Here is a 21,725-nt window from a genome sequence, read left to right as displayed (position 1 = left end):
CTTCGCGAGGTTCCTCGGCTTGTCGATGTCCCGGCCCAGCGCCAGCGCGGTGTGGTAGGCGAAGAGCTGGAGCGGGATGCCCATCAGGATCGGGTCGAGCTCGTCCTCGTTCTTCGGGACGATGATCGTGTGGTCGGCCTTTTCCTGCTCCTGGTGGGCCACGGCGAGGATGCGGCCGCTGCGGGCCTTGATCTCCTCCAGCGCGGCCCGGTTCTTCTCCAGCAGGTCGTCGTCCGGCACGATCGCCACCGTGGGCATCGCCGGCTCCACCAGCGCCAGCGGCCCGTGCTTCAGCTCCGAGGCCGGGTACGCCTCGGCGTGGATGTAGCTGACCTCCTTCAGCTTCAGCGACGCCTCCCTGGCCACCGGGTACCCGCGCACCCGGCCGATGAACAGCATCGACTTCGCGTCCGCGAAGTGCAGCGCCAGCCGCTTGATCTCCGGCTCGGCCTTGAGGATCTCGTCGATCTGGCCGGGCAGCCGCCGCAGCCCCTCGATGATCCGGCGGCCGTCGGCGACCGACAGGTCCCTGATCCGGCCCAGGTGCAGCGCGAGCAGCGCGAAGGCCACCACCGTGTTGGTGAAGCACTTCGTGGACACCACGCAGACCTCGGGCCCGGCGTGCACATAGGTCCCGCCGTCCGCCTCCCGGGCGATCGCCGAACCCACCACGTTGACCACGCCGAGCACCCGCGCGCCCTTGCGCTTGAGCTCCTGTACGGCCGCCAGCACGTCGTACGTCTCGCCGGACTGCGACACCGCGACGTACAGCGTGTCCGGGTCGACCACCGGGTTGCGGTAGCGGAACTCCGAGGCCGGCTCCGCGTCGGCGGGGATACGGGCCAGCTCCTCGATGAGCTGCGCGCCGATCTGACCGGCGTGGTAGCTGGTGCCGCAGCCGAGGATCTTGATCCGGCGCACCCCGCGGGCCTCGCGCGGGTCGAGGTTGAGCCCGCCGAGGTGGACGGTGGCGAACTTGTCGTCGATCCGCCCGCGCAGCACCCGGTCCACCGCCTCGGCCTGCTCGGCGATCTCCTTGTGCATGTACGTGTCGTGGCCGCCCATGTCGTACGACTCGGCCTCCCACTCCACGGTGGTCGGCGTGGCGGTGGTCCGCGAGCCCTCGGTGGTGTAGGTGCGGAAGTCGTCGGCCTTCAGGGTGGCCATCTCGCCGTCCGCGAGCGTGACGACCTGGCGGGTGTGGGCGACGAGCGCGGCCACGTCGGAGGCGACGAACATCTCCTTCTCGCCGATGCCGAGCACCACCGGCGAGCCGTTGCGGGCCACCACGATCCGGTCCGGGAAGTCGCGGTGCAGTACCGCGAGGCCGTAGGTGCCCTCGACCGAGCGCAGCGCCTCGCTCACCCGCTGCTCCAGCGTGTCGGCCTGCGAGCGGGCGATCAGGTGGGCGAGCACCTCGGTGTCGGTCTCGGAGGTGAAGGCGGTGCCCTCGGCGCTGAGCCTGGCGCGCAGCTCGGAGGCATTGTCGATGATGCCGTTGTGCACGACGGCGACCGCGCTGTCCGCGTCCAGGTGCGGGTGGGCGTTGGCGTCGCTGGGCGCGCCGTGGGTGGCCCAGCGGGTGTGTGCGATGCCGGTGGTGCCGGCGAAGCGCTTGGGGACGCGGGCCTCCAGGTCGCGCACCCGGCCCTTGGCCTTGACGGTCCGCAGTTCACCCGATCGGCCGGTGATCGCGATGCCGGCCGAGTCGTAGCCCCGGTACTCCAGCCGCTGCAGGCCCTCCAGCAGCAGTGGTGCCACGTCGCGCCTGCCGATGTAGCCGACAATTCCGCACATATGCCGTCCCTCTCGGTCGTACCTGTCGGGTGCCCGGCGCCCCTGAGCGCCTGGTGGGGGTGGGTGAAGCTGGGGGGGTGGGTGGAGCTGGTGGGTGGGTGGAGCTGGTGGGGGTGTGGGGCGGGGTGCCTCGGTCAGCCGTAGACGATCCGGCGCAGCTGGCGCTGGGACAGCGCGGCCGGGGCGACCGCGCGGTGCGGCAGCTCCTCGCTGATCCGCTCGAAGATCTCCGTGTTGACCAGGCCCTTCGCCTGGAGCTCGCGGTGCCTGCGGCGGACGTACTCCTCGGTCGTCTCGTCGAAGTACGCCAGGACGTCCATGACCACCCGGGCCGCCTCGCCGCGGTGCAGCGACGTGGTGCGGACCAGGTGGTCGATGAGGTCGTCATAGGACGTCCGGTGTTCAGGCACCCGTTGATACTCATCAGATCATCGCCGCTTTGCAAGAATCCTGCCCGCTTTCGGGCACCCCAGTGCGGTTGGGGAGGGCCGAACGGGTGAGTGGCGATCGTTAAACGGATGAGCGGCAGGTGTTCACCGGAGGAGCGGCAGGCGCTTTCCGGATCTGCCGGCGTTATCGGGTCACTCGGCCAGCCCCAGTTCCCTCGCGATCAGCATCCGCTGCACCTCGCTGGTGCCCTCGCCGATCTCCAGGATCTTCGAGTCCCGCCACATCCGGGCCACCGGGTACTCGTTCATGAAGCCGTACCCCCCGTGCACCTGGGTCGCCTCGCGGGCGTTGGTCACCGCGATCTCCGAGGTGTAGAGCTTCGCCAGCGCCGCCTCCTTCTTGAACTCCTCCCCGCGCACCAGCCGCGACGCCGCGTCCCGCCAGGCCAGCCGGGCGGTGTGGGCGCGCATCTCCATGTCGGCCAGCTTGAACTGGATCGCCTGGTTCGCGCCGATCGGCCGCCCGAACGCCTCCCGCTGCCGCGCATACGCCAGCGACTCGTCCAGGCAGCCCTGGGCCAGCCCGGTGGCCAGCGCGGAGATCGCGATCCGGCCCTCGTCCAGAATCCGCAGGAACTGGGCGTACCCCCGGCCCTCCGCGCCCAGCAGGTTCGCCGCCGGCACCCGGCAGTCCGTGAACGACAGCTCCCGGGTGTCCGAGGCGTTCCACCCGACCTTGCTGTACTTCTTCGACACCGTGAAGCCCGGCGTCCCGGACGGCACGATGATCGAGGAGATCCGCGGCCGGCCGTCCTCCTTGCGCCCGGTCACCGCGGTCACCGTGACCAGGCCGGTGATGTCGGTGCCGGAGTTGGTGATGAAGCACTTCGTGCCGTTGATCACCCACTCGCCGGTCGCCTCGTCCAGCCGCGCGGTGGTCCTGGTGCCGCCCGCGTCGGAGCCGCACTCCGGCTCGGTCAGGCCGAAGGCGCCCAGCATCTCGCCCGAGCACAGCCGCGGCAGCCAGGTCCGCTTCTGCTCCTCGGTGCCGAACCGGAACACCGGCATCGCACCCAGCGACACCCCCGCCTCCAGGGTGATCGCCACCGAGGAGTCCACCCGGGCCAGCTCCTCCAGCGCCAGCCCCAGGGCGAAGTAGTCCCCGCCCATCCCGCCGTACTCCTCCGGGAACGGCAGCCCGAACAGGCCCATCCGCCCCATCTCCCGCACGATCTCGTACGGGAACTCCTCCCGCTCGTAGAAGTCGCCGATCTTCGGTGCGATCACGTCATGGGCGAACTCGGCCACGGTCGCCCGCAGCGACTCGTGCTCCTCGGACAGGCGGTGGTCGATGGACATGGCTACGGCTCCCGGTGGGTGAGGGCGCGGACGGTACGGGACGGGCTGGGCCGTCCCAACTGCTCCGCCATCCAGACGCTTGTGGCGCTGAGGCGGTCGAGGTCGACCCCGGTCCTGATGCCGAGCCCGTGCAGCATCCAGACGAGGTCTTCGGTGGCGAGGTTCCCGGTGGCGCTCTTGGCGTACGGGCAGCCGCCCAGGCCACCCGCCGAGGCATCGACGACAGCCACCCCGCGTCGAAGCGCGGCCAGGGTGTTCGCCAGCGCCTGGCCGTACGTGTCGTGGAAGTGCACCGCGAGGTGTCCGATCGGGACCCCGGCGGCGGTCAACTCGTCAAGCAGCGCCACCACATGGCCGGGCGTCGCCACCCCGATGGTGTCGCCGAGGCTCAACTCGGCGCAGCCCAGCTCGTACAGCCGGCGGGCCACCTCTGCGACCTGGGCGATCGGGACTGGGCCCTCCCAGGGGTCGCCGAAGCACATCGACAGATAGCCGCGCACCCGCAGCCCGGCGTCCCTGGCGCGGGCCACCACCGGCTCGAACATCGCCAGCGACTCGGCCACCGTGCGGTTCAGGTTCGCCCGGGCGAAGGACTCGGTGGCGCTGCCGAACACCGCGATCTCCCGCACCCCCAGTTCGAGGGCGCGCTCCAGCCCCCGGGCGTTCGGCACCAGGACCGGCAGGCGCAGCTCCGGCCGCCCCGTCAGGTCCGCCAGGAGCGGCATCAGCTCGGCCGCGTCCGCCAGTTGGGGCACCCACTTGGGGTGCACGAAGCTGGTCGCCTCGATCGTCGTCAGCCCCGCGTCCGCCAGGCGGTGCACGAACTCCGCCTTCACCTGGGTCGGCACCGTCGACTTCTCGTTCTGCAGGCCGTCGCGGGCACCGACCTCATGGATGCGGACGTATTCCGGCAGGCCGGGTGCCGGAACCGCCATCGGCAGGCCCGCGGGCAGCCCCGCACCGGTGTCCTGCGAGCCGTTGGTGTCGGTCATGACGCCTCCCTCGCGCTGTCCGGGGTGGCATCGGCGCCGCCCTCCGGGGGGTTCGGGGTGCCCGGGGCGTCCGGGGTGCCCGGGGCGTCCGGGGTGCCCGGGGAGTTCGGGGCGTCCGGGAGATTCGGGGTGACCACCGCCAGCACCTGGTCCATCGCCACCGCCGTGCCCGCGGCGACATCGATCTCGGCCACCGTGCCGTCGTACGGCGCGGCGATCACGTGCTCCATCTTCATCGCCTCCACCACCAGCAGGCCCTGCCCGGCCACCACCTGCTCGCCCTTGGCCACCTTCACCACCGTGACCGTGCCGGGCATCGGCGCCGTCAGCGCTCCGTCCCCCGCACCGGCCGCCAGCCCGCGCAGCGCCGCCGCCACCGGGTCGTACGACTGCACATGCCAGCTGTCGCCCTCCCGGCCGAGCCACTCGCCCGCCGTGTCGAAGCCGCACGCCCTGCCCTCGCGGTACAGCGTCACCCGGGAGCCGGCCACCTCGATCCGCGCCTGCACCGGGGGGCCGTCGCCGATCCGCACCCGGCCGGCGCGGATTCCGACCCGCACCGGCTCCCGGCCCGGCACCCGCAGATGGTGCACCGTCCACGCCGGCTCCCCGCCCAGCCGCCACCCGCTCGGCACCGAGAACGGGTCGACCCACCCGCCGCCCTCCGTCTCCGCGCCCAACGCACGCTGCCGCAGCAGCGCCGCCGTCTCGTACACCTCGTCCGGCACCCCCTCCGGCACCAGCAGCGCCGCGTCCCGGTCGATCAGCCCGGTGTCCAACTCGCCCGCGACCACCGCCGGATGGGCCAGCAGCCGCCGCAGGAACCCGGTGTTCGTCTCCACGCCCAGTACCACGGTGCCGGCCAGCGCCGCCCGCAGTCGGCGCAGCGCCGTCGCCCGGTCCGGCCCGTACCCGATCACCTTGGCGAGCATCGGATCGTAGGCGGTGCCGACCTCGGTGCCCGCCGCCAGGCCGGAGTCCACCCGCACCCCGGGGCCGTCCGGGTCCCGCACCTCCAGCACGGTGCCCGCCGACGGCAGGAAGTCCACTCCGCCGTCGCCCGGCCGGGCCGTCTCCGCGCAGATCCGCGCCTCGACCGCGTGCCCGGTCAGCGCCACGTCCTGCTGGCCGAAGTCCAACGGCTCCCCGCACGCCACCCGCAGCTGCCACGCCACCAGGTCCAGCCCGGTCACCAGCTCCGTGACCGGGTGCTCCACCTGGAGCCGGGTGTTCATCTCCATGAAGTAGTACGCGGACGGGTCCGTGCCCGGCACGATGAACTCCACCGTGCCCGCACCGGTGTACCCGCAGGACCGCGCCGCCTGCACCGCCGCCTCACCCATTGCCGCCCGGGTCGCCGGGTCCAGCAGCACCGAGGGCGCCTCCTCGATCACCTTCTGGTGGCGGCGCTGGAGCGAGCACTCCCGCTCGCCCAGGTGCACCACATGGCCGTGCGCGTCGGCCAGCACCTGGATCTCGATGTGCCGGGGCCGGTCCACCCAGCGCTCCACCAGCAGTGTGTCGTCACCGAAAGAACCGCGCGCCTCCCGGCGGGCCGCCGCGATCTCCTCGGGCAGCTGCGCCGCGTCCCGGACCAGCCGCATGCCCTTGCCGCCGCCGCCCGCCGACGGCTTGAGGAGCACCGGCATGCCGATCTCCCGTGCCGCCTCCGCCAGTTCCTCGTCGGTCAGCCCGCTGCCGCTGCTGCCCGGCACCACCGGCACCCCGGCGGCCCGCACCGTCTGCTTGGCCCGGATCTTGTCGCCCATCAGCTCGATCGCGTCGGCCGGCGGGCCGATGAAGACCAGGCCGGCCTCGGCGCAGGCCCGGGCGAAGCCCGCGTTCTCGGCGAGGAAGCCGTAGCCGGGGTGGACCGCCTGGGCGCCCGCCTCACCGGCCGCCCGGACCAGTTCGGCCGCCGACAGGTAACTGTCCACCCGTACCGCGCAGTCGGCCTCCCGCACATGCCGGGCCCCGGCGTCCGCCTCGGTGAACACCGCCGCCGACCGCACCCCCGACGCGCGCAGGGTGCGCATCACCCGCACCGCGATCTCGCCCCGGTTGGCGACCAGTACGGTGTCGAACATCTCCGACCGGCTCGGTGTGGTCACACTGCTCATCTCGGCCCTCACATCCGGAAGACGCCGTAGCCCGGCGCGGTCGGATCGGCCGCCGGCAGCGGCGCGTTGGCACAGGCGGTCAGCGCCAGCCCCAGCACGGTGCGGGTCTCCAACGGGTCGATCACCCCGTCGTCCCACAGCCGGGCCGTCGCGTAGTAGGCGTTGCCCTGGGTCTCGTACTGCTCGCGGATCGGCGCCTTGAACTCCTCCTCCGCCTGCTCGCTCCACTTCTCACCGGCGGCCGCCAACTGGTCCCGCTTCACCGTCGCCAGCACCGAGGCGGCCTGCTCACCGCCCATCACCGAGATCTTGGCGTTGGGCCACATCCACAGGAAGCGGGGGCTGTAGGCCCGGCCGCACATCGAGTAGTTGCCCGCGCCGTAGGAGCCGCCGATCACCACGGTCAGCTTCGGCACCCGCGTGCACGCCACCGCCGTCACCATCTTCGCGCCGTGCTTGGCGATGCCCCCCGCTTCGTACTGCCGGCCCACCATGAACCCGGAGATGTTCTGGAGGAAGAGCAGCGGGATGCCGCGCTGGTCGCACAGCTCGATGAAGTGCGCACCCTTGAGGGCGGACTCGGCGAACAGGATGCCGTTGTTGGCCACGATGCCGACCGGGTGGCCCTGGACGTGGGCGAACCCGGTGACCAGCGTGGTGCCGTACTCCGCCTTGAACTCCGCGAAGCGGCTGCCGTCCACCAGCCGGGCGATCACCTCCCGGACGTCGTACGGGGTGCGGGAGTCCGCGGGCACCGCTCCGTAGAGCCCCGCGGGGTCCACCGCGGGCGGCTGCGCGGGCTGCACCGTCCACGGCGGGGCGCCCCGGGCGGGGAGCGTGGCCACGATGTCGCGGACGATGCTCAGCGCGTGCGCGTCGTCCTCGGCGAGGTGGTCGGTGACGCCGGAGGTCCGGGAGTGCACCTCGCCACCGCCGAGTTCCTCGGCGGTGACCACCTCGCCGGTTGCGGCCTTCACCAGCGGCGGGCCGCCGAGGAAGATCGTGCCCTGGTTCCGCACGATCACCGCCTCGTCGCTCATCGCCGGCACGTAGGCGCCTCCGGCGGTGCACGAACCCATCACCGCGGCGATCTGCGGGATGCCGCGGGCGGACATGGTGGCCTGGTTGAAGAAGATCCGGCCGAAGTGGTCGCGGTCGGGGAAGACCTCGTCCTGCCGGGGGAGGAAGGCGCCGCCGGAGTCCACCAGGTAGACGCACGGCAGCCGGTTGTCCAGCGCGACTTCCTGGGCCCGCAGGTGCTTCTTCACCGTCATCGGGTAGTAGGTGCCGCCCTTGACGGTGGCGTCATTGGCCACGACCACGACCTCGCGGCCCGAGACCCGGCCGATCCCGGCGATCACCCCCGCGGCGGGCGCCTGCCCGTCGTACATCCCGTCGGCCGCGAGCGGTGCCAGCTCGAGGAAGGGGGAACCAGGGTCGAGCAGCCCGTCGACCCGGTCCCTGGGCAGCAGCTTCCCCCGCGCGGTGTGCCGTGCGCGCGCCTTCTCCCCGCCGCCGAGTCGGGCGGCCGCCAGCTTGTCACGCAGCGTGGCCGTGAGCTCGGCGTGAGCCCGCGCGTTGGCGCGGAATGTCTCCGATGTCGGATCTGCGGCACTGGTCAAGGTGGGTGCTGCCATGGGTCGGCCCCCGGATGGTGTTAGCGAGCGTTAACCGATGACTTCACGTTAACGCCCGCTAACGGGATTGTCTAGACTCGATTTCATGAGTCCGACGAAAGCTGTGGAAAACCGGCGCGAGCAGATCCTCAGAGAGGCCGCGCGGCTCTTCGCCGAGCGCGGGTTCCACGGGGTCGGCGTCGACGAGATAGGGGCCGCGGTCGGCATCAGCGGCCCCGGCCTGTACCGGCACTTCGCCGGGAAGGACGCGATGCTCGCCGAGCTGCTGGTCGGGATCAGCGGGCGGCTGCTGGCCGCGGGCCGGATGCGGGTCGCCGAGAGTGGCGAGCCGGCCGAGGCGCTGGACGCGCTGATCCGCGGCCACATCGACTTCGCGATCGACGACCGGCCGCTGATCACCCTGCACGACCGCGAGCTGGACCGGCTGCGCGACTCGGACCGCAAGCTCGTCCGCCAGCTCCAGCGGCAGTACGTGGAGGAGTGGGTGGGCGTGGTCCGCCGCGTCTATCCCGACGCCAGCGAACTGGAGGCGCGCGCCGCGGTGCACGCGGTGTTCGGCCTGCTCAACTCCACCCCCCACCTCGGCGCCCAGTCCGGACTGCCCGACCGCGCCGGAATGGCCGCCCTCCTGCACCGGCTCGCGCTGAGCGCGCTGGACGCCCTCGACAGCACCTCCGGCCTGGACAGCGACGACGACCGGCGGGTAACTTTCTGAGCGCTTGCTTATTCTCGGACGGGAGGCGCGCTGTGCGTCGTACGGTGTTCAACGAAGACCACGAAGCGTTTCGCGCGACGATCCGCGCCTTCATCGAGGCCGAGGTCGTCCCCGTCTACGACGAGTGGCTGGCGGCCGGACAGGTGCCGCGGGAGTTCTACTACAAGCTCGGCGAGCTGGGCGTCTTCGGCATCGAGGTGCCGGAGGAGTTCGGCGGCGCGGGCGAGACCAGCTTCAAGTTCCAGGCCGTGATCAGCGAGGAGCTGTCCCGCGCCGGAGTCAGCTTCGGCGGCAGCAGCGTGCACGTCGGCCTGTGCCTGCCGTACGTGATGGCGTACGGCACGCAGGAGCAGAAGAAGCGCTGGCTGCCCGGCTTCGTCAGCGGCGCCACGATGTTCGCCATCGCGATGACCGAGCCCGGCACCGGCTCCGACCTGGCCGGCATGAAGACCACCGCCAAGCTCGCCGAGGACGGCAGCCACTACGTCCTCAACGGGGCGAAGACCTTCATCACCGGCGGCGTCCATGCCGACCGGGTCATCGTCTGCGCCCGCACCGCCCCGCCCACCCCCGAGGACCGCCGCGCGGGCATCTCGCTGTTCGTCGTCGACACCAAGTCCGAGGGCTACGCGGTCGGCCGGAAGCTCGACAAGCTCGGCCTGAAGACCTCCGACACCGCGGAGCTGTCCTTCTCCGACGTGCGCGTGCCGGTCGAGGACCTGCTCGGCGAGGAGGGCAAGGGCTTCTCCTACCTCGGCCAGAACCTCCCGCAGGAGCGGCTGGCCATCGCCGCCGGCGCCTACGCCCAGGCCGCGGCCGCCGTCCGCTTCGCCCAGGCCTACGTCCAGGACCGCACCGTCTTCGGCAAGACCGTCGCGTCCTTCCAGAACACCAAGTTCGAGCTGGCCGCCTGCAAGGCCGAGGTCGACGCTGCCGAGGCCGTGGTGGACCGTGCGCTGGAGGCCCACGACCGGCGCGAGCTGTCCGCCGCCGACGCCGCCTCCGCCAAGCTGTTCTGTACCGAGGTCGCCGCTCGCGTCATCGACCGCTGCCTCCAGCTGCACGGCGGATACGGTTACATGAACGAGTACCCGATCGCCCGCCTCTACGCGGACAACCGGGTCAACCGGATCTACGGCGGGACCAGTGAGGTCATGAAGACGATCATCGCCAAATCGATGGGCCTGTGAACGACAACCCGACGCCCCTGCAGTCCCTGCTCGCCCTCCTCGACCTGGAGCGGATCGAGCAGGACATCTTCCGCGGCTACAGCCGCTCGGCCGTGGTGCCGCGCGTCTTCGGCGGCCAGGTCGCCGCGCAGGCCCTGGTCGCGGCCGGCCGCACCGTGCCCGAGGAGCGCGCCGCGCACTCCCTGCACGCGTACTTCCTGCGGCCCGGCGACCCGGGTGCGCCGATCGTCTACCAGGTGGACCGGATTCGCGACGGCCGCTCCTTCACCACGCGCCGGGTCGTCGCGATCCAGCACGGCCAGCCGATCTTCCACCTCTCGGCGTCCTTCCAGGTGCACGAGGACGGCCTGGAGCACCAGGAGGCCATGCCGGCGGCGCCGGACCCCGAGACCCTTCCCTGCGCCGACGAACTGCTGCCGGCCCACGCCGACAAGTTCCCCGACCCGACCGTGGTCGACCGACTGCGCGAGGCGCGTGCCGCCGTGGACCTGCGCTATGTCGAGGACCCGCCCTTCCTCACCGCCGGGGTGCGCCGCGAGCCGCGCTCCCAGGTGTGGTTCCGCACCCGCGGCAAAGTCGTCGACGACCCCCTGCTCCACGTCTGCCTCGCCACCTATGTGTCGGACATGACGCTGCTCGACTCCGTGCTCCTGGCGCACGGGCGCGGTGGCTGGGCGGTCGGCGACGTGGTGGGCGCGAGCCTGGACCACGCGATGTGGTTCCACCGCCCCTTCCGCGCGGACGAGTGGCTGCTGTACGACCAGCAGAGCCCGTCCGCCTCGGGTGGCCGCGGACTGGGGACCGCCCGCATCTACACGCAGGACGGCGCGCTGGCCGTGTCGGTGATCCAGGAGGGCCTGGTCCGGGTGCCGCGCGCCTGAGGCGGAAGCCGTCCCGGTCAGGGCCCGGCCGTGTCCGGCCGGTCCCGGGTGGTGCGGGTCAGTCCCGGGTGGTGCGGGTCAGTCCCGGGTCTTGCGGGTCCTGGCCCGCCGGGCCCGCGGGTCCGGGCGGTGCCGCCCGCCGCCGTTCGGGCGGGGCGCCGGACGGTGCCGCAGGTCGGCCGCGTCCAGCAGATAGGACGCCATGGGCGCGTAGAAGTGCGGCTGCACGTTGTCGTCCAGCGGCACCGTCACCAGGACCGTGCCCTCGGACTCGCCCACGAACAGGGCCGGGTCGTTGGAGTCCGCGAAGCCGACGGTCTCGATGCCGCGCGACCCCGCGCAACCGGCCCACCCGTGGTCGGCCACCACCAGGTCGGGCAGCCCGCGCCCGTCGCGCTCCAGGGCGTTGAGCACCTCGGCCATCGGCTCGGGGGAGTGCGTGTGCACCAGGCTGCCGCCCCGGTGCAGCATGAAGACGCCGCCCAGGTAGCGGATCTCGCCGCCGTCCGCGTAGAGGTTCTCCGCCGGTCCGACCACATGGCAGCCGACCGTGCGCAGCGCCTTGGCGAGCACGTTGTGCACGGCGAACAGCCCCGCCGGGTGCCCGCTCGCCAGCAGGACCGTGGACCGGTTCTCCACCGCCTTCTTCAGGACCGCCGCCATCCGGTCCAGCCCGTCCACGGTCAGTTCCGGGTCGATGGTGTCCTGCCCGCGGACGTGTTCGGGATCGGCGACGACCCCGCACCGCTCGGCCATCAGCTCGAGCACCGCGGCCTCGTCGCTCCACCGGTCGCCGAGGTCCAGCCCGAACCAGAAGTAGCGGTTGCCCTCGGCGAGCTCGCGGTAGTGGTCGAGGTTGTTCTCGCGCGGAGTCGCGACGTCACCGGCGATCCGGGTGCGTATCAGGTGCGAGACGAGGGCCTGGCGAGTGGGGGTGGCAGGCAGCGGGTCCATGGGCATGAGCACATTCTCCCGCCCCTGCGTCCTGGTATGCGACGTGCCCTGGATCGACGCCGAGGCGTAATCACCGCCGCCGATTGGAGGAAACGTACATTTCGGGGAGGGGCAGGGGTCCGTAGGGTCGCGGAGACCGGCGGACCCGCCGGCACGAGCGCCCACTGCGGACCCGGCACCGTCCGTGGCGGTAGCTGCCGCGCACGCAGCGGCAGCACTTTGCTTTACAGCCGTGAGCTCACAGCCGTGAAGGACCGACCGCGCCCATGAAGCCGGTCGTCCTGCCGGTCGTACTGGACGACGGTCGCACCGATGACCGCCACACCGAGAAGAGGCAGCCCTATGAGCAGCGCACAGCCGCGCGGCCCCGTCGACTCCTCGCAGGTCCCGCGCTACGCGGGTCCCGCGACCTTCGCCCGGCTGCCCCGGCTCGACGAGGTGGGCGCCGCCGACGTCGCGGTCGTCGGCGTGCCCTTCGACACCGGCGTGTCCTACCGCCCCGGCGCGCGGTTCGGCGGCAACGCCATCCGCGAGGCGTCCCGGCTGCTGCGCCCGTACAACCCGGCGCAGGACGCCTCCCCCTTCGAACTGGCCCAGGTCGCCGACGCGGGCGACATCGCCGCCAACCCGTTCGACATCGGCGAGGCGGTGGAGTCCGTCCAGGCCGCCGCCGACGACCTGCTGGCGACCGGGGCCCGGCTCATGACGCTCGGCGGCGACCACACGATCGCCCTGCCGCTGCTGCGCGCGGTCGCCCGTCGGCACGGGCCGGTGGCCCTGCTCCACTTCGACGCCCACCTCGACACCTGGGACACGTACTTCGGCGCCGCCTACACGCACGGCACGCCCTTCCGGCGCGCGGTCGAGGAGGGCATCCTCGACACCTCCGCGCTCTCCCACGTCGGAACCCGCGGCCCGCTCTACGGCCGGAAGGACCTCGACGACGACGCGAAGATGGGCTTCGGCATCGTCACCTCCGCCGACGTCATGCGCCGCGGCGTCGACGAGGTCGTCCAGCAACTGCGCGAACGGATCGGCGACCGCCCCCTGTACGTCTCGGTCGACATCGACGTCCTGGACCCCGCCCACGCTCCCGGCACGGGAACTCCCGAGGCCGGCGGCCTCACCTCCCGCGAACTCCTGGAGATCCTGCGCGGCCTGGCCGGCTGCCACCTGGTCTCCGCCGACGTGGTGGAGGTCGCCCCGGCGTACGACCACGCGGAGATCACTGCCGTTGCCGCCTCCCACACCGCCTACGAGCTGACGACGATCATGGCGCGGCAGATCTCCGCCACCCGCTGAGACCGCCCCTGTCCCTTTTTCGCCCCGCAGCGGATCACTCGAAGTGATGAGGACCAAAGTCGTACTCATGTGCGACTTTGGTCGTTGGATTTGTTGCGGGAGGATGAAACGCGCGGTCAGGCGCGTTGGGCCTCAGCGGGTCAGGCGGTCGCGGACCGCGGGGACGAACGTGGTGGAGGACAGCGTGGCGAAGGCGAAACCGGGGGAGCCGGCCGAGGACGGCTCCGGGCAGGGCTGGCTTCGAAGGCTCAGCGGCTATGCGTGGCGCTACAAGCGGAGCGTGCTGCTGTCGTTCGGGGCGTCCCTGGCGGGCATGGGCGTCACCGCCCTGGTGCCGCTGGTGCCCAAGCTGATCATCGACGACGTCATCGTCACGCACGACCGGCAGCTCATGCCGTGGGCGATCGCCCTGGTGGCAGCCGCTGCCGTCGTCTACGTCCTCACGTACATGCGCCGCTTCTACGGCGGGCGGCTGGCACTCGACGTCCAGCACGACCTGCGTGACGAGATGTTCCGGTCGATCATGCGGCTCGACGGCCGCCGCCAGGACGAACTGAGCATGGGGCAGGTCGTCGGCCGCGCCACCAGCGACCTCCAGCTGATCCAGGGGCTGCTGTTCATGCTGCCCGTCATGATCGGCAACCTGCTGCTCTTCCTGCTCTCCCTCGTCGTGATGCTGCTGCTCTCCCCGGTGCTGACGCTGGTGGCGCTCGCCGTCGCCCCCGCGCTGTGGTTCATCGCCGACCGCTCCCGCAAGCGGCTCTTCCCCGCGACCTGGTACGCCCAGGGCCAGGCCGCCGCGGTCGCCGGGATCGTGGACGGGTCGGTCACCGGCGTCCGCGTGGTCAAGGGGTTCGGCCAGGAGCAGCAGGAGATGGACAAGCTGCGGACGGTGGGCCGCCGCCTGTTCGCCGGGCGGCTGCGTACCGTCCGGCTCAGCGCCCGCTACACACCGGCGCTCCAGGCGGTCCCCTCGCTCGGCCAGATCGGCATGCTCGCCCTGGGCGGCTGGATGGCCGCCCGCGGCCAGATCACCCTGGGCACCTTCGTGGCGTTCTCCACCTACCTCGCGCAGCTCACCGGCCCGGTCCGGATGCTGACGATGATGCTCACGGTCGGCCAGCAGGCACGCGCCGGAGTCGAGCGCGTCCTCGAACTCATCGACACCCGCCCGACCCTCGACGAAGGCACCAGGGCCCTCCCGCCGAGCGCCCCCGCCACCGTCGACTTCGACCACGTCACCTTCGGCTACAGCGCCGAGCGCCCGGTCCTGGACGGCTTCGACCTGAGTATCGAACCCGGCGAGACCGTCGCCGTGGTCGGCGCGTCCGGCTCCGGCAAGTCCACCGTCTCCCTGCTGCTGCCCCGGATGTACGACGTGACCGGCGGCGCCGTGCGGATCGGCGGGGTGGACGTCCGCGAGCTGACCTTCGCCTCGCTGCGCTCCGCGATCGGCCTGGTACCCGAGGACAGCTTCCTGTTCTCCGACACGGTCCGCGCCAACATCGCCTACGGCAAGCCCGACGCCACCGACGAGGAAGTCCTGGCGGCGACCCGCGCCTCCCAGGCGCACGAATTCATCAGCGCCCTGCCGGACGGCTACGACACGGTCGTCGGCGAGCAGGGGCTGACGCTGTCCGGCGGCCAGCGGCAGCGCGTCGCCCTGGCCCGCGCGATCCTCACCGACCCCCGGCTGCTGCTCCTGGACGACGCCACCTCCGCGGTGGACGCCCGGGTCGAGGCGGAGATCTTCGACGCCCTGCGCCAGGTGATGCGCGGCCGCACGACGCTGCTGATTGCCCACCGCCGCTCCACTCTCGCGCTCGCCGACCGGATCGCCGTCCTGGACGCGGGACGGCTGGCCGACGTGGGCACCCACGAGGAACTCCAGGCGCGCAGCCCGCTCTACCGTGCGCTGCTCACCGACCCCGAGGCGCTCGGCGCGGACGTCATGGAACGCGACCCGGCCGGCGCCGCCGCGGAGCCGGGCACGCGGACGGCCGCTCTTGCGGGCGACGCCCCCGTCACCCCTGATCTGTGGCCGGAGCGGCTGCGGGCGACCGACCAGGCCGGTGACACTGCCGGTCGGGGCGGGACCGCGGTGGCAGGCAGAGGTCCCGGCGGTCCCGGCGGTCCGGGCGGGGGGATGGCCGGCGCGCTCGCCGGCATGCCCGCCACCCCGGAACTCCTCGCCAAGGTCGCGGCCCTGCCGCCCGCGCTCGACACCCCGGACATCGACGAGGAGCAGGCAAGCGCCGCCGACCAGCGGTTCGGCCTGGGCAGCATGCTCCGCGGCTTCCGCACTCCGCTGCTGCTCAGCCTGCTGCTGGTCGCGGTCGACGCCGTCGCCGGGCTGCTGCTGCCGGTCCTGATCCGCCACGGCATCGACGCGGGCGTACGGCGGCACGCGCTGCACGCGGTCTGGATCGCCTCCCTGGTCGGCCTGGGACTGGTCCTGCTCCAGTGGGCGGTCGAATGGGGCTCCACCCTGCTCACCGGCCGCACCGGCGAACGCGTCCTGTACACGCTGCGCGTGAAGATCTTCGCCCACCTGCACCGGCTCGGGCTGGACTTCTACGAACGGGAGCTGTCCGGCCGCATCATGACCCGGATGACCACGGACGTGGACGCCCTGTCCACCTTCCTTCAGACCGGCCTGGTCACCGCGCTGGTCAGCCTGCTGACCTTCGTCGGCATCCTGGTCGCCCTGCTCGCCATCGACGTCCAGCTCGCCCTGATGGTCTTCGCGACCCTTCCCCTGCTGGTCCTCGCCACCTGGGTCTTCCGCCGCAAGTCGGTGCGCGCGTACGAGTCCGCCCGCGAACGGGTCGCGGTCGTCAACGCCGACCTGCAAGAACACGTCGCGGGCCTGCGCGTGGTGCAGGCGTTCCGCGGCGAGGAACTCGGCGCGCAGCGCTTCCTGAACCGCAGCGACGAGTACCGCACGGCCCGGGTCCGCGGTCAGTTCCTGATCTCGGTGTACTTCCCGTTCGTCCAACTGCTGTCCAGCGTGGCGGCGGCACTGGTGCTGATCGTGGGCGCCCACCGGGTCAACGCCGGCACCCTCACCGCCGGCGCCCTCGTCGCCTACCTGCTCTACATCGACCTGTTCTTCTCCCCGGTCCAGCAACTCTCCCAGGTCTTCGACGGCTTCCAGCAGGCCACGGTCTCGCTCGGCCGCATCCGCGAGCTGCTGCGCCAGCCCACCACCACCCCGCAGGCCGCCGACCCGCGGACGGTCTACCGCCTGCGCGGCGAGATCACCTTCGAGGATGTCGACTTCCGCTACGGCAGCGCCGACGCCGACACCCCCGACGCCCTGGCCGGCATCCAACTGCACGTACCGGCCGGCCAGACCGTCGCCTTCGTCGGCGAGACCGGTGCGGGCAAGTCCACCCTGGTCAAGCTCGTCGCCCGCTACTACGACCCGACCGGCGGTGCCGTCCTCGTCGACGGCACCGACATCCGCGCCCTCGACCTGACCGGCTACCGGCAGCAACTCGGTGTCGTCCCCCAGGAGCCCTACCTGTTCGCGGGCACCGTGCGCGACGCCATCGCATACGGCCGGATGGACGCCACCGACGCCGAAGTGGAGGCCGCCGCCCGCGCGGTGGGCGCCGACGGGATGATCGCCACCCTCGAAGGCGGCTACCTCCACCAGGTCACCGAACGCGGCCGCAACCTGTCCGCCGGACAGCGCCAGCTCATCGCCCTGGCCCGCGCCGAACTCGTCGACCCCGCCATCCTGCTCCTCGACGAGGCCACCGCGGCACTCGACCTCGCCACCGAAGCCCTGGTCAACCAAGCCGCCGACCGCCTCGCCGTCCGCCGCACCACCCTGGTGGTCGCGCACCGGCTCAGCACCGCCGCCCGAGCCGACCGGGTCGTGGTCCTCGACCACGGCCGCATCGTCGAGGACGGCACCCACGACGAACTCCTCGCCCAGGACGGCCGCTACGCCGAACTGTGGCGCACGTTCACCGGCGAAGTCCGCTCCGCCGCCTGACACCCACCACCGCCCACCTCATCCGAACCCCGCTGCCCCGGCAGCGGGGTTCGCTCACTGCGTGTCCCTCCAGTGCGTCCGCAAGGCCTCGACCGCGGCCATGATCGACGGTCGCCGCGCGGCCCCCTTCCGCCACAGCGCGTACAACCGCCGTACCGGTGCGGGCTCCAACCGCACCACCCGCACCCCTGCGGGCAGCGGACCCCGGCCCAGCCGCGGCACCAGCGCGATACCCAACCCCGCCGCCACCAGGGCGACCTGCGTCCCGTACTCACCGACCTGGTACGCCATGTCCGGCTCGGTGCCCGCCTCCCGCAACGTCCGCACCAGCCAGTCATGGCACACCGAACCCGGCGGCTGGCAGATCCACCGCTCCCGCGCGATGTCCGTGCGCAGCACCGACTCCCGCGCGGCCAGCGGATGCCCGGCGGGCACCAGCACGTCGCACCGGTCGTCACCGATGACCGCCCGCCCCAACCCCTCCGGCACGGGCAGCGGCGCGATGTCCCAGTCGTGCGCCACCGCCAGGTCCACCCCGCCCCGCACCACCAGGTCGACCGACAGGTGCGCGTCGACCTCGACCAGCCGGAGGTCCAGTGCCGGGTACGCGTCCGCCAACCCGGCCAGCACCGGCGGCAGCAACCCGCAGGCCGCAGTGGGGAACGCCGCAACCGTCAACCGCCCGCCCGGACGGCCGCGCTGCTCCTCCAGCGCCACCTCGGCCGACTCCACCACCCGCATCAGCTCCTGCGCCGCGGTCACCAGGAGCTGCGCGGCATCCGTCAGCACCACGCCGCGGCCCTGCCGCTCCAGCAGCACCGAGCCGGCTTCCCGCTCCAGCTTGGCGATCTGCTGGGACACCGCGGACGACGTGTATCCCAGCGCCGCGGCCGCCGCACCGATCGACCCATGCGTGTGCACCGCGTGCAGCGCCCTCAACCGGCCCAGATCGAGCACACCCGCACGCTCCCTTCCCACTCCCACGGGCCGGAGCCCGGTCGACTTCCCAGGGCTCGGCCCCCGGCCCCGCTGCCTCGCCCGATCAGGCAGGTCAGGCCGATTCGGACAGCAGCCGGACCAGGTGCTCCCGCCCGGCGCCCAACATGCCCGGCAGATCCTCCGCCTGCGGATTCCACCGCTTCTCGTACTCCCAGCACAGCCAGCCGTCCCACTGGGCCCTGCTGAGCACCTCGATGGTCTCGGCCAGGGGCAGCACGCCCTTACCGAGCGCCAGCGGCGTCCGATCCTCCGCCGAAGCGATGTCCTTCACCTGCACATAGCCCAGGTACGGGGCCAGCACGGGATACGTCGAGGACGGCTGCTCCCCGGCCAGCCAGGTGTGCATCACGTCCCAGATCGTGCCCACCGAGTGGTGCCCGACGGCGCCCAACACCCGAGCCACATCGGCGCCGGCCCGGTGCGAGTCGTGCGTCTCCAGCAGCACCCGGACCCCGCGGTCGGCCGCATACGGTGCCACCGCGGCCAGCCGCCGTTCGGCCAGCGCGTCCGCCTCGGCGGCCGGAAGGTCCCCGCCGCCCGGGAACACCCGTACGTAGGACGCGCCCAGGTCAGCGGCCAGGTCGACCGCGGCCTCGGTCTCGGCCAGCACCGGGCCGTCCTCGCCACGCGCGGCCACCCGCGCATAGGCGGCCACGGTGAGGATGTCGATCCCGGCTGCCGCGAACTGCTCGACCACCCGGGCCCGTTCATCCGCGGCGAGCCCAGGGTGCACAGGTTCCTCGTCGCTCGCGCGCAGCTCGACGCCGTGGTAGCCGTTTTCTGCCGCGAGGCGCACCACCTGGTCGATGGGCAACGTGGGAAGTCCGAGGGTGGAGAAGGCGAGTCTCATTTGCCGGACACTAGGCACGGCTCCCGCACGGGGTCAACCGGTGCCACGCGTCCCCGCTCCGGCGTGTCGCCCCCGCTTCCCTGCAACCCAGCCTCCTTTCGATGACGGGAACTTCACCCTCGGACCCCACTGGAGCGCCACGGGTACGGGCGCATCAGCGGTCCCACCTTCACATCCGGCTCCGGGCTCCGGCTCCGGCTCCGGGTCTGGCGTCGGCGTCTGCTCCGGGTCCGCTCGCAGGCCAGCCCGTCACAGGACCAGCCGCCAGTCCTGGCCCACCAGGTCCTGACCGAAGCTGTGATGGGGTTTCTGCGCCACCAGTTCGAACCCGGCCCGCTGGTAGATCCTGCGGGCACCCGCGAGTACGTCATTGGTCCACAGGACCATGTCGCGGTAACCGGCCTGGCGGGCGAAGGATATGCACGCGTCCACCAACCGCCCCCCTATCCCGTGCCCGCGGGCAGCCGGGTCGACCAGCAGCAGGCGCAACCGCGCCGTGTCGGGCGCGTCGTCCCGCACGCAGAAGACGCACCCCGCCCGTTCCCCGTCCAGCTCGGCCACCCACATCCCCTCGCGCTCCGGGTCATGGTCGGCCGCGTAGTCCGCGACGATGCGCGCGACCAGCGCTTCGTACCCCTCGTCCCAGCCGTACTCCGCCGCGTACACCGAGGCGTTGCGCTCGATCGCCCATCCCAGGTCGCCGGAGCGCGGAACGCGCAGTATCACGCGCGGACCGGTGGTGACGCGGTGGTCGTCGTGCAGGATCTCGCGGACCGTGCGCATCGCGGCGGTGAGCCGTGGCCGGTCCTCCGGCGTTATCCGGCCGACCAGTGAACCCACGGCCTCCTGGGCGCGCTCCTCCAGCAGTGACGCGGCTTCCTTCCCCTGTTTGGTCAGTTCGATCCGCTGTCTTCGCGCGTCCTCCTCGGAAGGCCTGCGGGTGACGAGTTGCCGCTCCTCGAACTTCGACAGCATCCGGCTGAGATGGCCGGCGTCGAGCGACAACTCCACGCGCAGGTCGGCCGCGTCCGTGCGTCGCGCGTGCGCGAGTTCGTACAGCACACGCGCCTCCGTGAGCGTGAACGGCGTGTGGAGGTGGCGGCTGTAGTCGAGCGCGCCGATGAGGTTGGTGTAGAAGCGGTTGAACTCGCGGATCTCCTGGACTGCCATGACGACTCCGGCCTTTCCGTTTTTCTTTGCCTGAGTCAAAGGTATGCCCGTGGCGGAGCCGAGCGAAAGCCCCGATTTCCGGTCTGTGGATAACCCCCGGCGGGCTCAGCGGGCGGCGTGCGCCGGTGGCGCCGTGGAGTCCCGGACCATCAGTTCCGTGGTCACCGTGGCGACCGAACCCGGCGGTGGAGCCGACCGGCCCAGTACCAGTCGGCCCGCGCGTGCGCCGGCCTCCTGGAGCGGGATGCGGACCGTGGTCAGCGCCGGTGAGGCGTCCACACTGAAGGGAAGGTCGTCGAACCCGGCCACGGAGATGTCTCCGGGGACGCTGAGCCCTCGGTCGCGGAGGGCGGCGCACACGCCGAGCGCGGCCGCGTCGTTGGCCGCGACGATCGCGGTCACGGAGGGGTCCTTGCGGAGCAGTTCCAGCGCGCCGTCGTAGCCGGACGCGCGGTCGTACCCGCCGTGCACGACGGGCTGGCCCGGCAGATCGGCGAGGTCCGCGCCGTCGTCGGGCCGCGGGGCGAGCCCGCGTGCGGCGAGCGCCGCGAAGTGGCCTTCGAGGCGGTGCCGCGTCGTGCTGCGTTCGATCGGGCCGGCCACGCAGCCGATCCGCCGGTGGCCGAGCGAGAGCAGGTGCTCGGTCAGTCGCCGGGCCCCGCCGTGGTTGTCGAAGGTGAGGGTGGTGATGCCCGGCGCCGGGCCGGGCAGCGGTGGCCGCCCGCACAGCACGATCCGTGTGCCGGACGACGCCAGCCGGGCCAGCCGGGCGGACACGGTGGCCGTGTGCGGGCCGTCCTCGACCGCTCCTCCGGTCAGCACCACGCCGGCCGCGCGCTGGCGTTCGAGCAGGGTCAGATAGGTGAGTTCGGACTCGGGGGAGCCGCCGGTGTTGCAGACCACCGCGAGTTTCCCGCCGCTGTTCGCGTTGCCGGACCCGCCGGCGATCTCGCGTTGGAGTGCACTGGCGATCAGGCCGAAGAAGGGGTCGGCCACGTCGTTGACCAGCACGCCGACGAGATCTGAGCTCGCCGCGGCGAGTGCTCGCGCCTGCCCGTTGACGACGTAGTCCAGCTCCGCCACGGCCCGCTGCACCCGCTCCCGGGTGCTGCCGGCCACGGGGTAGTTGCCGTTGAGCACGCGGGAGACCGTTGCCGACGACACTCCCGCGCGCGCCGCGACGTCGGCCAGTGTCACTGCCATGTCGCTCCTGACCTCCTCGTACGGCGACCGGACGTTCGACCGCCCTGACCGGCGCCCTACCGGCGCTCGGCCGTCGCGGCACATGCTCTCACTTCGCCGCCGTGCGCGGCAGCGGCAGTGCCGTTCCGCAGGCACCCTCTCAGCAAGCGCTTACTTTCGCA

16 protein-coding genes are annotated in these 21,725 nt (G+C 72.2%); 5 read left to right on the top strand and 11 right to left on the bottom strand.

Features of this window, described 5'->3' with window-relative positions; genetic code table 11:
• The 6 genes from glmS to AC3EVP_RS33100 all read right to left on the bottom strand — a co-directional run.
• Positions 1–1,797 (bottom strand): glutamine--fructose-6-phosphate transaminase (isomerizing) (glmS, locus tag AC3EVP_RS33125; protein WP_435136450.1); only part of this gene is annotated, 1,797 nt, incomplete at its 3' end.
• Positions 1,798–1,931: 134 nt separating this feature from the next.
• Entirely contained in the window at positions 1,932–2,207 is a 276-nt protein-coding gene (locus AC3EVP_RS33120; RefSeq protein ID WP_335977918.1) for a hypothetical protein, read from the bottom strand.
• A gap of 171 nt (positions 2,208–2,378) precedes the next feature.
• A complete protein-coding gene (locus AC3EVP_RS33115) occupies positions 2,379–3,545 on the bottom strand; it encodes an acyl-CoA dehydrogenase family protein (protein WP_335977920.1) in 1,167 nt (388 codons plus the stop codon).
• A gap of 2 nt (positions 3,546–3,547) precedes the next feature.
• A complete protein-coding gene (locus AC3EVP_RS33110; protein ID WP_435136446.1) occupies positions 3,548–4,537 on the bottom strand; it encodes a hydroxymethylglutaryl-CoA lyase in 990 nt (329 codons plus the stop codon).
• On the bottom strand, positions 4,534–6,624 hold the full coding sequence (locus AC3EVP_RS33105; RefSeq protein ID WP_435136456.1) for an acetyl/propionyl/methylcrotonyl-CoA carboxylase subunit alpha: 2,091 nt from the start codon (positions 6,622–6,624) through the stop codon (positions 4,534–4,536). The genes AC3EVP_RS33110 and AC3EVP_RS33105 overlap by 4 nt, the downstream gene beginning before the upstream one ends.
• A 41-nt stretch (positions 6,625–6,665) precedes the next feature.
• Positions 6,666–8,294, bottom strand: coding sequence for a carboxyl transferase domain-containing protein (locus AC3EVP_RS33100; protein WP_435136443.1), 1,629 nt, complete (start codon positions 8,292–8,294; stop codon positions 6,666–6,668).
• An 85-nt stretch (positions 8,295–8,379) separates the two neighbouring features.
• Here AC3EVP_RS33100 and AC3EVP_RS33095 point away from each other — a divergent pair, with 85 nt between their 5' ends.
• The 3 genes from AC3EVP_RS33095 to AC3EVP_RS33085 are packed head-to-tail and all read left to right on the top strand — an operon-like array spanning position 8,380 to position 11,080.
• The gene (locus AC3EVP_RS33095; RefSeq protein WP_335977924.1) at positions 8,380–9,009 is read left to right on the top strand and encodes an SACE_7040 family transcriptional regulator; all 630 of its coding nucleotides are present in this window, start codon (positions 8,380–8,382) and stop codon (positions 9,007–9,009) included.
• Positions 9,010–9,041: 32 nt separating this feature from the next.
• A complete protein-coding gene (locus tag AC3EVP_RS33090) occupies positions 9,042–10,199 on the top strand; it encodes an acyl-CoA dehydrogenase family protein (RefSeq protein WP_335977926.1) in 1,158 nt (385 codons plus the stop codon).
• Positions 10,196–11,080: an acyl-CoA thioesterase gene (locus AC3EVP_RS33085; protein WP_435136438.1), complete on the top strand. Its 885-nt coding sequence runs from the start codon at positions 10,196–10,198 to the stop codon at positions 11,078–11,080. The genes AC3EVP_RS33090 and AC3EVP_RS33085 overlap by 4 nt, the downstream gene beginning before the upstream one ends.
• A 78-nt stretch (positions 11,081–11,158) precedes the next feature.
• Here AC3EVP_RS33085 and AC3EVP_RS33080 read toward each other — a convergent pair whose 3' ends face one another.
• Complete coding sequence (locus AC3EVP_RS33080; protein ID WP_335977930.1) at positions 11,159–12,040, bottom strand: phosphatase; 882 nt, start codon at positions 12,038–12,040, stop codon at positions 11,159–11,161.
• A gap of 336 nt (positions 12,041–12,376) precedes the next feature.
• Here AC3EVP_RS33080 and speB point away from each other — a divergent pair, with 336 nt between their 5' ends.
• A complete protein-coding gene (speB, locus tag AC3EVP_RS33075) occupies positions 12,377–13,336 on the top strand; it encodes an agmatinase (protein ID WP_435136435.1) in 960 nt (319 codons plus the stop codon).
• Between the two features lie 184 nt (positions 13,337–13,520).
• Positions 13,521–17,342: an ABC transporter ATP-binding protein gene (locus tag AC3EVP_RS33070; protein WP_435136432.1), complete on the top strand. Its 3,822-nt coding sequence runs from the start codon at positions 13,521–13,523 to the stop codon at positions 17,340–17,342.
• A 54-nt stretch (positions 17,343–17,396) separates the two neighbouring features.
• On the opposite strand, the gene AC3EVP_RS33065 is transcribed toward AC3EVP_RS33070, so the two are convergent.
• From AC3EVP_RS33065 to AC3EVP_RS33050, 4 genes are all read right to left on the bottom strand, one after another.
• The gene (locus AC3EVP_RS33065; protein WP_435136429.1) at positions 17,397–18,299 is read right to left on the bottom strand and encodes a LysR family transcriptional regulator; all 903 of its coding nucleotides are present in this window, start codon (positions 18,297–18,299) and stop codon (positions 17,397–17,399) included.
• A gap of 94 nt (positions 18,300–18,393) precedes the next feature.
• A complete protein-coding gene (locus AC3EVP_RS33060) occupies positions 18,394–19,191 on the bottom strand; it encodes a sugar phosphate isomerase/epimerase family protein (RefSeq protein WP_435136426.1) in 798 nt (265 codons plus the stop codon).
• A gap of 249 nt (positions 19,192–19,440) precedes the next feature.
• Positions 19,441–20,361, bottom strand: a complete 921-nt coding sequence (locus AC3EVP_RS33055) for a bifunctional helix-turn-helix transcriptional regulator/GNAT family N-acetyltransferase (RefSeq protein WP_435136423.1) — start codon at positions 20,359–20,361, stop codon at positions 19,441–19,443.
• A 105-nt stretch (positions 20,362–20,466) separates the two neighbouring features.
• Positions 20,467–21,564, bottom strand: a complete 1,098-nt coding sequence (locus AC3EVP_RS33050) for a LacI family DNA-binding transcriptional regulator (protein ID WP_435136420.1) — start codon at positions 21,562–21,564, stop codon at positions 20,467–20,469.
• Positions 21,565–21,725: the final 161 nt, after the last annotated feature.

Source organism: Actinacidiphila sp. bgisy144 (genome assembly GCF_057708105.1).
Note: the sequence above shows the minus strand (reverse complement) of the source record. Positions and strands in the feature narration are given on the sequence as shown.